Raw genomic sequence first — 12,344 nt, 5'->3', positions numbered from 1 at the left:
GATGCCAAAAGCCCCCGTTAAGCGCTTTCGCCGCTTACCCGATGATGAGCAGTCGCGCATGATTGAAATGGCTTGGGAGGACCGCACGCCGTTTGAAGCAATCGAAACGCTGTTTGGGCTTGCCGAGCCCGACGTCATTGAGGTGATGCGCCACCAGCTTAAACCCGCCTCGTTTCGTTTATGGCGCAAACGTGTCACCGGCCGCGCCACCAAACACCAGGCCCTGCGCTCGCCAGATGTTCTCCGTGGATACTGCCCGACACAATATAAGCGCTGAGACTCACTAGCAGATAAGACACTGATCCGACCTCCTCCAAAACAGACCCTTCTTTAAACACCCTTATTGTTATATTATCACATAACATAAAATTTAGAGGTGTATTAGTAATGACTGCGTTTTCTCCCCTACCCGTCACCGTTCTATCGGGTTTTTTAGGTGCTGGTAAAACCACCGTGCTCAATCATATTCTCGCCAATCGTGAAGGCCGCCGTGTAGCGGTCATCGTCAACGATATGAGCGAGGTGAATATCGACGGTGCGCTGGTGCGCGGCGGCCCTGGCGAGTCGACTTTGGATGACGAAGTAGCCCTTAATCGTTCCGAGGAACGCTTGGTGGAGATGAGCAATGGCTGCATCTGCTGCACCCTACGCGAAGACTTGCTAATAGAAGTCAGCCAGTTGGCTCGAGAAGGCAAATTCGATTATCTGGTCATTGAGTCCACGGGCATCTCCGAGCCGCTGCCTGTGGCGGAAACCTTCACCTTTGAAGATGAAAGTGGCCAGAGCCTTTCCCATGTAGCACGGTTAGATACGCTAGTGACCGTGGTCGATGGTGCCAACTTTCTTGAACAGTACCGTGAAGCGCAAAGCCTCGCCGAAGCAGGTGAGAGTTTAGGCGAAGACGATGAGCGCAACGTCGCCGATCTGTTGGTCGATCAAATCGAGTTTTGTGATGTGCTACTAATCAGCAAAACTGACTTGATTGATGCAAAAGAGTTGGAGGCGCTCAAGGCTATCCTGCGCTCGCTGACCCCCGACGCGGAGCTGGTGCCAATCACCCAAGGCGGCGTGCCGCTGGATAAAGTACTGGCTACCGGCAAGTTCAATTTCGAGCGCGCCCAGCTGGCACCGGGTTGGCTAAAGGAGATGCGCGGCGAGCATGTGCCAGAGACCGAAGAGTACGGGATTGGCAGCTTTGCCTATCACGCCCGCCGGCCCTTCCATCCGCAAAAATTCCACGACCTGTTGAACCAGGAATGGTTTGGTAAGGGTCTGTTGCGCTCGAAAGGCTTTTTCTGGCTGGCCACTCGCCCTCAAGCCGCAGGTCAATGGAGCCAAGCAGGCGGTATCGCCCACCATGGCCCGGCCGGGGTGTTCTGGAAAGCCATTCCCGAAGAGCGTTGGCCAACAGACCCAGAAACGCGTCAGTTTATTATGGAGAAGTGGCAAGAGCCGTTTGGCGATATGCGCCAGGAACTGGTGTTTATCGGTCAGAACCTGGATAAAGATAAAATGCGTGAAGCGCTGGATGGCTGCCTGCTAAGCGAAGGCGAACTGCTGCTTGGTATGGGCGCGTGGAAGAAACTGCCCGATCCATTTCCGTCCTGGGAATGAGTACCTAGCAGCACTGATTAGGATATCGACTGTTTACTTTGCTTGTTTATCTGGCGTGCAGCCCACTCACGCACCTGGGGATAGGCGCGCTGTTCGAACACAGCAAAGCCATTAAGGCTGCGGGCTTTGAGCGGGGTAAACACCGGCATGGTCAAGCCACACAGAAAATGCGCCACCCGCTGGGCATTGGGCGGCTGGCCGAACTGTTCGGTGTGGCGCTCAATCAGAGGCGTGGCGTAGCGCTGAAAATCGGCCGCCGTTAGCGATGGCTCGGGCGGCGCATCCGGTAGTTTAACCGGGTGGCCATAACACACCGAGCAATGCCCGCAGCGGCCCTGCTCGGCATTGGATGGTGTATCAAAGATGCTATCGCCAAAGGTACTATCGCCAAAGTGCTCGGCTATCCGCCGAGTCAGGCAGCTCTCCGACTCAAACAGCGCCAGCATGGCCTGTAGTCGCTCAATCTCTATCCGCTCCCTATTCAGGCAGTCGTCGTATAGCTGGCTCGCCAGCGTTTCAATGGCAAAATTCGGCTGGCAGATCTCGTAGACATCGGTCATCCGCTTGCCTTCCAGAGTCAGCCAGCCCTTATCCTGAAAATACTCAAGCGCAGCGATCACTCTGTCGCGGGAGGCATCAATGTGCTGCGTCTGCCCCGCCTGGTGCAGGCGGTCAAAATCCACCGTGCCCCAGGTGCGTGCGATGGGAATATTATCGACTAAAAGCCGCACAAAGGCCGCCCGTTCGCCTTCAAAACGGTTTACCAATGCACTAGGATCGAGATGGTAGCGCAGCCGGTACTCAGCTAGAAATGCGAAACGCGGCGCGATAATGCCCTGCATCTCCAGCCGCACCAACAGCGTTTTTAGCGGCAGCGGGCGGATATTGGTATCGCGGGAAAGCGTATTGAGCAGCACCTCCCACTGGCGATCCGGCGCTTGGCCTGCCGCCGCGATCTCTTCCAATAGGCGATAAATGCCCGCATATTCTGGGGTATCGCCATACACAAAGTTTTCCAGCACCCTCAGACCGTCCCGCCCGGCCATGGTCAAGCAGGTGGAAGGCTGGCCATCGCGCCCCGCCCGGCCAATCTCCTGGCTGTAGTTTTCGATGGATTTAGGCAAGTCATAGTGCACCACATTGCGGATATCACCCTTATCGATACCCATGCCAAAGGCAATAGTGGCCACGATGCAGGGCGACTCGCCGCCCATAAACTGGCGCTGAATCTCATCCCGTCGGCTTGAATCCAACCCTGCGTGGTAGGCCTGGGCTGCGATCCCCTGTGCCGCCAGCGCCTTAGCCACCCGCTCGGCGGTTTGTTGCAGGGTGACGTAAATAATCGTCGGCGCTTCGCTACCCGGCTGCATCTGCGGCTTCAGCCAGTTGATCAACTGCTGCTGGCGGTCAGCCATGGCAGGCACCACCAGCAGCTCCAGATTGGAACGGTAAAAACCGGTAGTGATGACGTTGTCCGCTGCGATGGCAAATTTCTCGCCCATATCGGCAATAACGGTAGGCGTTGCCGTGGCAGTGAGCAGCAGGACTTGGGGGATAGCAAAGTCGCGCTGGTAGTCCGGCAGCTTCAAATAATCGGGCCGGAAGTTATGCCCCCATTCAGAGAGGCAGTGAGCTTCGTCGACCACCAGCAGCGATATCTGAACCTGGCGTAGAAAGTGACGGAAGCGCTCGTTCTTGAGCCGCTCCACCGAGACCATCAATATTTTAAGCTCGCCGCTTTTGGCACGCTCCATGACATTCCGGGTGGTGTCGCGGTCTTGGGTAGAGTCAATACTCGCCGCTGCCACGCCGTGGCGGGCCAGAAAAGCGAGCTGATCCTGCATCAGCGCCAGCAACGGCGATACCACCAGGGTTAAGTGCGGCAAATGCAGTGCAGGAAGCTGATAGCAAAGTGACTTTCCCGCGCCGGTGGCGAAAATAGCCGCCGTGGAGTGCCCCGCCAACACCCTGGACACCACCGCCTGCTGGCCGCCACGAAAGTCGTCAAAACCAAATACGTCTTTCAGCGTTTGCTGCGGTGATATAGGGGGCATGAATACTCCTTGATAGCAAAATTCCGGCTTAAAACGCTTTCTCCAGCGCAAAGCGCGGCTGGGTGTGTCCTTCTTTAGTCACCGTTTCAACAAACATGTCGAGCGGGCGCACCCAGAGGCCGTATTCACCGTAAAGGGCGCGGTAGACTACCAAGGGCTCTTCGCTTTCGCTGTGCTGGGCGGTGCCGAGCACTTCGTAAAGGCTGCCTTTGTAGTGGCGGTAAATACCGGGAACGGGGGCGCTCATTGGCTTTCCTCTTGAGTGGCGTTGGAGTCGGCTGGCTGGTTGGCTTTTTTGGCGAGGCGTTCGAGCACCTTTGAAGCGGCGACAAAGCCAAAGGTGCCGGTTAAAAAGGTCGCCGCACCAAAGCCCGAAGCGCAGTCCAGTCGTGTGGTGTCACCGCTACCGGGCTTTTGCAGACACACTTCGCCGTCGGCGCCGGGATAGATCAACTGCTCGTCGGAGTAGACACACTCCACCGAGAAGCGCCGCTTGGGGTTGCGGGAGAAGCCGTAATCCCGACGTAGCCGCGAGCGCACTTTGGATAACAGCGGGTCGTGCTCGGTACGAGTGAGATCCGCGACCTGGATACGCGTGGGGTCGGTTTGCCCACCGGCCGCACCGGTCACCGTGATCGGCATTTTGCGTCGCTTGCACCAGGCGATCAGCGCGGCCTTGGCGATCACGCTGTCGATGGCATCCACCACGTGATCGGCGTCATCGGGGATACGCTCAGCCAGATTGGTGGGCGTCACGAAGGCGGTGTCAGCCACAATCTCGATTTCCGGGGCAATCAAGCGGCAGCGCTCGGCAAGCACTTCCACTTTGGGCTGCCCAATAGTGCCATCCAATGCGTGGAGCTGGCGGTTAACGTTGGAAACGCAGACGTCGTCCAGGTCTATCAGCGTCAGCTTGCCAATGCCCGAACGGGCCAGCGCCTCTACCGTCCAGCTACCCACGCCGCCTACTCCAACCACGACCACATGAGCACGGCGAAATGCCTCTGCAGCGCGCTGACCATACAGGCGGCGAATACCGCCAAAGCGAAATTCATAATCGCTCGACGCATAGCCACTTGAAGCATGGTCGCTCGACTCTGAAACAGGAGAGATAATGGTCTCATTCAATGACATAACGGCAGGCTCACAGTGCTTGCAAGGCGGAAGGCGTGGCAATGGGCGGCGTTCGCGCGCTATCCAGCGGTAAATGCCCTGCCCAGCCAAGCTGATTAAACAGCGCGATCATTGTGTCATCCAAGGCGCAGCTCAATTGTACACGCTTGTCTAACAGGGGATGGTCAAAAGCCAAATAGGTCGCGGCGAGCAGTAAGCGTGGCGCGCCCATCTGGTCGGCAAAAAAGCGGTTGTGGACACTTTTACCGTGCTTGGCATCGCCAATAATCGGATAGCCCCGCCGCGAGAGGTGACGGCGAATTTGATGGCGGCGCCCGGTCATCGGCCGCGCTTCCACCAGCGAATAGCGCGCCACCGGATAGCGGTCGACTTGTACTGGCAGTTCAACGCTATCAAGGAGGCGAATATCGGTCATCGCTGGCATGGCGGGCATTTCCGCCTTGGGGCGTGTGCCATCCTCCTCCCGCAGCGGGTAATCCAAACGTTCGCTTTCCGGCGCTTTACCGCGCACCACCGCCAAATAGCGCTTCTCCACCTGCCGCTCACTAAACGCTTCGCTGAGCAGGCCAGCAACGGCTGAAGATAGCGCAAACACGATCACTCCCGAAGTCGGTCGATCCAGCCGGTGAACGGGATAGACCCGCTTGCCAAGCTGGTCGCGTAGGCGCTGAAGTAGAAATTCGGTTTCACCACGCGCCAACGCCGAGCGATGCACCAAAAGCCCTGCCGGCTTATGCACTGCAACGAGATGCTCATCCTGATAGAGGATGTTGAGTGGCGTCATAACGCTCCCTGGAAAAGCTGGCGACAAAAATGTCGTTCATTATAAAAACAGCCCGCTATTGTCGTGGCTGGGCCGCGAGATGTCATCTTCTCGCTATGCCCTCATCCCCCACCGCTTAGTTATGAGGCGTCTGAATATCAGTCAACACTTGTGGATTTGGTAAAAGCGGTAATTTACCAGGCGGAATGTGCTCTTTAATAAACGCTAAGAAAACCTGAGTGGCACTCGGTAAGGTTCGATTAGCGAGGGTCTGAACCTCGATAAAGCGTGAATCCATGCCCTGGTCACGAATAGGAATAGCGACCACTCGGTGTTGATGAATGCGATAACGAACAGAGATCTCGCCGGCAAGCGCCACCCCTCCTCCCAGCATGGCAAAATTAATTAAAGCCTCGGTGTAGTCACTGCTAAAAATGGATTCAAATGCTAGGTTTTGGCGACTACAGCAGATATCGAACAACTGGCGCAGGGTCGTTTCTGGCGAGGGCAGCGCCAGCGGATAGCGCTGCAGTTGCGCTAACGTTATGTGTTTTTTTGCAGCTAGTTCATGGCCAGGAGAAACCAGTGCCATAATCGGCGCTGGTTGTCTCAAAGAAACAGTAATATCTGCTTCAGGCTTTAGGCTGAAGGTAATGCCGATGTCCGCATCGCCCTCCCTGACATGACGGGTCGCCTGTGCAGGTGATCCCACCATCAAGTGAAAATGAATGCCGCTGTAGCGCTTTCGAAAAGCCGCAATGGCTGCAGGCAAAAAATCCACGGCAAACCCTTCTGAGCTGGCGAGACGCACCTTGCCACGCTGTAATCCCCGCAGTGCCAGGATTTCACTGCCTATTCGGTCGGCTTCCAGCTGCATATGGCGGGCATGTACCGCCAATAGCTCGCCTGCAGCACTCGGTACCATGCCACGCGCTCGGCGTTCGAACAGCAACGTGTCCAATTCACTTTCGAGCCGGGCTATCTGTCGGCTGATCGCCGAGGGCGCCACATTTAACTTGCCCGAGGCTTCACTAATGGAGCCGCAGCGAACCACTTCTAAAAAATAACGTAACGCGGTTTCTTGTAGCACCCGTGGATTCATTGTGCCTCCCTTCTCCATCAGAATTGCCGAAACGGCAATGATAAGTTCTAAACATTGCACTGGTGGCATGACTGATTAATAGCTTAGTTTTAATTCAAGGCGGCGGCTCATCTAAAAAACAAGAAGCCCTGCCAGTACGCCAAACGCTCATAACCTTCTCTTATTAAAAAACGAGGTATGGCATGCAAACATCTAGAACTCTTTGTTGCGTTACGTCACTTGCTTTACTCAGCATCGCGACACCTGCTTTAGCAGGCAAGGCCAACGATACACTGGTCTATGCCTCTGATAGCGAGCCTGAAAACGTTAGCCCCTACCACAATAATCTGCGTGAAGGCGTTATCCTCGCCCATTTGGCTTGGGATACACTGATCTACCGTAACCCGCAAACCAACGAGTATGAGCCGCGTCTGGCCACCGAGTGGGAATGGGCAGATGATAAGACCCTTGATCTTGTGCTGCGCGAAGGCGTGACCTTTCACAACGGCGAGGCCTTCAACGCCGACGATGTGGCATTTACCTTTAACTATGCGGTATCCCCCGAATCACGGGTAGTAACCCGACAAAATGTTGACTGGATCGAAAGCGTTGAGAAGCTTGATGAGTATCACGTTCGCATTCACCTTAAAGAACCTTTCCCCGCCGCCCTTGAGTACCTTTCCGGCCCGATGCCAATTTATCCCGATGAGTATTTCCAGGAAGTGGGTATTGAGGGTTTTAGTCGTGAGCCCGTGGGTACCGGGCCTTACCGGATAACCAACGTCCGCCCTGGGGACGGCGTCAGCCTGACACGCTTTGATGATTACTTTGCCGGCAGCCCGATTGGTCAGCCCGAGATTGGCAATATAGAGTTCAAGGCCATTGCCGATGCAGACTCACGTATGGCGCAATTAATGTCCGGGCAAGTCGACTGGATTTGGCGCGTGCCGTCGGATCAAGCTGAGTCGTTAAGCGGGATGCCACAGCTTAGCGTGCTAGGCGGCGAGACCATGCGGGTCGGCTATATCGGCTTGGATGCGGCCATGCGGGAAGAGTCGCCGTTAAATGATATCCGCGTGCGTCAGGCCATTAACCACGCCATGAACCGGGAAGGCTTGGCTAATGATCTAGTGCGCGGTGGCAGCCAGCCTCTTTATGCCCCCTGTTTTCCCACCCAGTTTGGCTGTGAAACAGAGAACGTCATCGAGTATGAGTACGACCCCGAAAAAGCCCGCGAACTACTCGCCGAGGCCGGTTACGCCGATGGCTTTGACATTGACCTTCATGCCTACCGTGAACGTGAATACGCCGAAGCGATGATTGGCGACCTACGTGCAGTGGGCATTAATGCCAACCTGCGCTTTATGACCTCCCCCGCGCTGTTGGAGCTTCAGCGCAACGGTCAAACCGATATGGCTTTCAAAGCCTGGGGTTCCTTCTCTATTAACGATGTATCGGCTTTCGTTAGCGTCTATTTCACAGGCGGCATTGACGATCTCTGGCAGGACACCCAGGTGCAGGAGTGGCTACAAGTCGCCGATACCTCGGTAGATCCTGATGTGCGCTTAGAGCACTATCAAAAAGCATTCGCCCGCATTTCCGAGCAAGCGTACTGGGCGCCGCTGTTCTCCTACTCCACCTATTACGCTCACACCGCTGATCTCGACTTCACCGCCTACCCTGACGAACTCCCCCGTTTCTACGAGGCGAGCTGGAAGTAACGGCGCCTGATCGACTTAACGGCAGCCGTGGCAATCTCGCCACGGCTCGCTTTCCGCAGCGAGGGAGTGATGCTTTATGTGGGCATTTGTTTTCAAGCGCACGCTGATAGCCCTTAGCGTCGCGCTGACTATTTCGGTGCTCTGCTTTAGTCTGCTGCAGCTCTCAGGGGACTTGGCGCTTTCCATAGGCGGCCCCGAGGCCACCGCTGAACAGGTTGAGCAAATCCGCGTTGAGTACGGTCTGGATCGCCCGGTGCTTGAGCAATTTACCACGTGGCTATGGGGGGCGGTTCAGCTCGATTTTGGGCGCTCTTACTACTATCAGAGCGAGGTCATGGATCTGGTGGTCGAGCGCCTACCGGTAACGATGACCCTAGGAATATTAGCGTTGGCGATTGCACTAGGCGTGTCTATTCCCCTCGGCGTTGTGGCCGCGCTGAAGCGCGGCAGTTGGATAGACCGCACGGCCATGGCGATTGCGGTTACCGGCCAGGCAATGCCCAACTTCTGGTTTGGCTTAACGCTAATCATCCTGTTTGCCGTCAAGTTGCAGTGGTTTCCTGCGGCGGGTAGCGATAGCTGGCAAGGCTTTGTACTGCCCGCCGTAGCGCTGGGCTATTACGCCACCCCCGCCATGATGCGGCTAACCCGCAGCGGCATGCTGGACGTCCTGGAGGCAGACTACATCCGCACCGCACGGGCCAAGGGGCTGCGCACCGGCACGGTGATCTTCAAACACGCGCTACGCAATGCAGTGATTCCGGTGGTGGCGCTGGCCGCTGTGGAGCTGGGATTTATGCTCGGCGGTTCGGTGGTCATCGAGACCGTCTTTTCGCTGCGCGGGCTGGGGCAACTGGCCTGGAACGCGATTTCCCGAAATGACTACCCGGTGGTTCAAGCCATCGTCCTGATCATTGCGCTGTTCTATATCGTGCTGACGCTGCTTGCCGACATTCTCAACGCAGTTTTAGACCCACGCCTACGCGCGCGCTAACGGAGAACACCATGGCACACACCCTTTCCCCGCCGGTGGCGGCAGAGCAACACTTCGTCGGCAGTTGGCAATCGCGTTTACTGCGCAGCACGCTCAATAACCGCAACTTAACCATAGGATTATTGATCATTACTTCACTAGGGTTGGTGGCGCTTCTGGCCCCTTGGCTAGCCCCCCATGATCCCTATTTACAGAACACCGCTAACCGCATGGTGCCACCTATTTGGCACGAAACCGGTAGCTGGACGCACCCATTAGGCACCGACCGCCTCGGCCGTGACTACCTGAGCCGACTGATTTATGGCACCCGGATTTCACTCTTTATCGGGCTGGTGGTTGCGCTGATTTCAGGGCTGATTGGCACCACTCTTGGCGTGCTGGCAGGTTACTTCGGCGGTCGCGTCGATGCCGTAGTGAGTTACCTGCTCACCACTCGCCTGGCCATGCCCGTGGTTTTAGTGGCGCTGGCCATGGCTTCGCTGATGGGGGGATCTATGCTGAGCGTTACGCTGCTACTGGGGCTGCTGCTGTGGGATCGCTTTGCGGTCGTTGCACGCTCGGCGACTCAGCAATTGCGCGATGCTGAGTATGTGCAGGCAGCCCAGGCACTGGGCTGCTCGCTGCCGTATATTTTACTGCGCGAAGTGCTGCCCAATATCGCTGGCGCGTTGATTGTGGTCGCCACGCTTGAGGTCGCCAACGCCATTTTGCTCGAAGCAACGCTGTCGTTTCTGGGCATGGGCGTGCAGCCACCATCCCCCTCCTGGGGGCTGATGATCGCCGAAGGCAAAGCCTATATGCTCTTCCAACCCTGGGTGATTACGATTCCCGGCAGCGCACTATTTATTCTAGTGCTGTCGATTAACTTGCTAGGCGATGGACTGCGTGACCTCAGCGCACCAGGAGGCCGCAATGAGTAATCTCTCCTCAGCTGAGCGCTCAACAGCGCCAGTCTCACCACTACTCACCGTAAAACAGCTACGTGTCGACTTGCCAGTAGCAAAAGGCACGCTTCACGCCGTACGGGGAATCGACTTTCACGTTGAACGGGGTGAAATGCTCTGTCTGGTGGGCGAATCGGGCTGTGGTAAATCCATGACCTCACTGGCATTAATGGGCCTACTGCCACGCAAGGCGCAGGTAAACGCCGACTGTCTCGACTTTGACGGCGTTGATCTGCTGACGGTTTCCGATCGCGAGCGCAGCAACCTGCGCGGTGCGCGCATGGCGATGATTTTCCAAGAGCCCATGACCGCTCTCAACCCCGCCTACACCCTGGGCAATCAGCTATGCGAAGCCTTGCGCCGTCATCAGCGTGTATCGCGTAAAGCGGCCCATGACCGCGCCCTCTATTTACTCGAACGGGTAGGTATCAGCGCCGCCGAAGAGCGTATGCGCCAATACCCCCACCATCTGTCTGGCGGGCTGCGCCAACGGGTCATGATCGCCATGGCGCTAATGTGCGAACCCGATTTGATCATTGCCGATGAGCCCACCACAGCTCTAGACGTCACGATTCAGGCGCAAATCCTGCACCTGCTGCGCGACCTGCAGCAGGAGTTTGGCACGGCGGTTATCTTCATCACCCACGACCTGGGCGTCGTCGCGCGCATCGCCGATCGGGTTGCCGTGATGTATGCCGGTGAAGTGATTGAAACCGCCTCTGCCCAGGCGCTCTTTCAAGCCCCTAGCCACCCCTACACCCAAGGATTACTGCGCTGCATACCGACACCCGGCAAAACGCTGCCGGGCAGCCGCTTACAGGCTATTCCAGGGGTAGTGCCCAACTTGGTAGAGAAAGTTGACGGCTGCGCCTTTTGTAATCGCTGCGACCAAGCGGATGAGCTTTGTCACACCACACCGCCCTTGCAAACTGTCGCAGATGGTCACTTGTCGCGCTGTCACTTTGCCCACCAGTTGGCAAATCCGGCAACGATAAACGCTCAGGAGGTAACGCTATGAGCAGTGCCGCAAACCATTTTGAGCCGCTTGCCCTGGAGCTCTGCGCGCTATCCAAAACATTTAAACTGGGCGGCGGCATGCTGCATAAGAGTCAAACCTTAACAGCCGTCAATAATGTATCGCTGCGCGTTCCCCGCGGTCAGGTGATGGGGCTGGTGGGCGAATCGGGCTGTGGCAAAAGCACCCTAGCCAAAATACTGCTAGGGCTCACGCCCCCAAGCGAAGGTGATGTACTGATCAACGGCAAAGCAATTGTCAATGCTAATCAAAAAGCGCTTGCCCGGCATATACAGCCGATTTTCCAAGACCCTTACTCATCGCTTAACCCGCGCCAACGAATTGCCCAAATCGTTGGCTTGCCGCTGCGCATTCATGGCATTGGCACCCAGAAGGAGCAGGCAGCCAAAGTCGATGAAATGCTGGAGCTGGTTGGCCTGCCCAAACGCGCCGCCCAGCAATACCCAGGGCAGATGTCTGGCGGGCAACGGCAACGGGTGGCGATTGCGCGGGCGCTGATTATGCGCCCTGACCTGGTGATTTGTGACGAACCCACCTCCGCCCTGGATGTGTCGGTTCAGGCGCAGATTCTCAATCTCCTGCTCGACCTTAAGGATGAATTTGGCCTTACCTATCTGTTTATTAGTCACGACCTTGCCGTGGTTGAGCACCTAGCGGATCGGCTGGCGGTGATGTACCTGGGTAAAATTGTCGAAGAGGGCACCCGGGAACAAATTTTCGCGGCCCCGCGCCACCCTTATACCCAAGCGCTGCTGGCTTCTGCGCTGACACCAGAGCCCGGCTTAGGCGTGCCTGATATCGGTCTTGGGGCAGGACAACCCGACCCAACACGACCTCCATCAGGATGCGCTTTCCACCCTCGATGCCCCATAGCACAGCCCCAGTGCTCAGAGCAGTCGCCAAAGCTAACCGACCTTATTCAAAGTGCAGCCCAAGGCACTACTCAGCCTAATCATCCACGCGTCGCCTGCCATTTTGCCTAAACACTCTTACTGAACGCCTA

The 12,344-nt window shown here is 56.6% G+C and carries 12 protein-coding genes; 7 read left to right on the top strand and 5 right to left on the bottom strand.

The window, feature by feature from the left end:
* The first annotated feature begins 1 nt into the window (after position 1).
* Both QEN58_RS02745 and zigA read left to right on the top strand, forming a co-directional pair.
* On the top strand, positions 2 to 277 hold the full coding sequence (locus tag QEN58_RS02745; protein WP_071695330.1) for a TIGR03643 family protein: 276 nt from the start codon (positions 2 to 4) through the stop codon (positions 275 to 277).
* A gap of 110 nt (positions 278 to 387) precedes the next feature.
* Complete coding sequence (gene zigA / locus QEN58_RS02740; RefSeq protein ID WP_280105639.1) at positions 388 to 1,614, top strand: zinc metallochaperone GTPase ZigA; 1,227 nt, start codon at positions 388 to 390, stop codon at positions 1,612 to 1,614.
* Between the two features lie 17 nt (positions 1,615 to 1,631).
* Here zigA and QEN58_RS02735 read toward each other — a convergent pair whose 3' ends face one another.
* The 5 genes from QEN58_RS02735 to QEN58_RS02715 all read right to left on the bottom strand — a co-directional run bounded on the left by QEN58_RS02735 (position 1,632) and on the right by QEN58_RS02715 (position 6,667).
* A complete protein-coding gene (locus QEN58_RS02735; RefSeq protein ID WP_280105638.1) occupies positions 1,632 to 3,668 on the bottom strand; it encodes a RecQ family ATP-dependent DNA helicase in 2,037 nt (678 codons plus the stop codon).
* 28 nt (positions 3,669 to 3,696) lie between these two features.
* Positions 3,697 to 3,915, bottom strand: a complete 219-nt coding sequence (locus QEN58_RS02730) for a DUF1653 domain-containing protein (protein ID WP_280105637.1) — start codon at positions 3,913 to 3,915, stop codon at positions 3,697 to 3,699.
* The gene (gene tcdA, locus QEN58_RS02725; RefSeq protein WP_280105636.1) at positions 3,912 to 4,802 is read right to left on the bottom strand and encodes a tRNA cyclic N6-threonylcarbamoyladenosine(37) synthase TcdA; all 891 of its coding nucleotides are present in this window, start codon (positions 4,800 to 4,802) and stop codon (positions 3,912 to 3,914) included. Before tcdA ends, QEN58_RS02730 begins: the two co-directional genes overlap by 4 nt.
* Positions 4,803 to 4,812: 10 nt before the next feature.
* Complete coding sequence (locus tag QEN58_RS02720; protein ID WP_280105635.1) at positions 4,813 to 5,586, bottom strand: pseudouridine synthase; 774 nt, start codon at positions 5,584 to 5,586, stop codon at positions 4,813 to 4,815.
* A gap of 115 nt (positions 5,587 to 5,701) precedes the next feature.
* Positions 5,702 to 6,667, bottom strand: coding sequence for a LysR family transcriptional regulator (locus tag QEN58_RS02715; protein WP_280105634.1), 966 nt, complete (start codon positions 6,665 to 6,667; stop codon positions 5,702 to 5,704).
* Positions 6,668 to 6,849: 182 nt separating this feature from the next.
* On the opposite strand from QEN58_RS02715, the gene QEN58_RS02710 reads away from it, so the two are divergent.
* The 5 genes from QEN58_RS02710 (at position 6,850) to QEN58_RS02690 (ending at position 12,324) form a co-directional block, all read left to right on the top strand.
* Positions 6,850 to 8,367 (top strand): ABC transporter substrate-binding protein, encoded by a 1,518-nt coding sequence (locus QEN58_RS02710; protein ID WP_280105633.1) that lies wholly within the window; start codon positions 6,850 to 6,852, stop codon positions 8,365 to 8,367.
* 76 nt (positions 8,368 to 8,443) lie between these two features.
* The gene (locus QEN58_RS02705) at positions 8,444 to 9,361 is read left to right on the top strand and encodes an ABC transporter permease (RefSeq protein WP_280105632.1); all 918 of its coding nucleotides are present in this window, start codon (positions 8,444 to 8,446) and stop codon (positions 9,359 to 9,361) included.
* Between the two features lie 11 nt (positions 9,362 to 9,372).
* On the top strand, positions 9,373 to 10,281 hold the full coding sequence (locus QEN58_RS02700; protein WP_280105631.1) for an ABC transporter permease: 909 nt from the start codon (positions 9,373 to 9,375) through the stop codon (positions 10,279 to 10,281).
* Entirely contained in the window at positions 10,274 to 11,323 is a 1,050-nt protein-coding gene (locus QEN58_RS02695) for an ABC transporter ATP-binding protein (RefSeq protein WP_280105630.1), read from the top strand. Before QEN58_RS02700 ends, QEN58_RS02695 begins: the two co-directional genes overlap by 8 nt.
* Positions 11,320 to 12,324 (top strand): ABC transporter ATP-binding protein, encoded by a 1,005-nt coding sequence (locus QEN58_RS02690; RefSeq protein WP_280105629.1) that lies wholly within the window; start codon positions 11,320 to 11,322, stop codon positions 12,322 to 12,324. Before QEN58_RS02695 ends, QEN58_RS02690 begins: the two co-directional genes overlap by 4 nt.
* The last annotated feature ends 20 nt before the right edge of the window (positions 12,325 to 12,344 follow it).

The sequence above is a fragment of the Halomonas alkaliantarctica genome (genome assembly GCF_029854215.1).
GTDB lineage: Bacteria > Pseudomonadota > Gammaproteobacteria > Pseudomonadales > Halomonadaceae > Vreelandella > Vreelandella alkaliantarctica_A.
The sequence above is the reverse complement of the archived record's forward strand: the minus strand, read 5'-3'. Positions and strand labels throughout refer to the sequence as shown.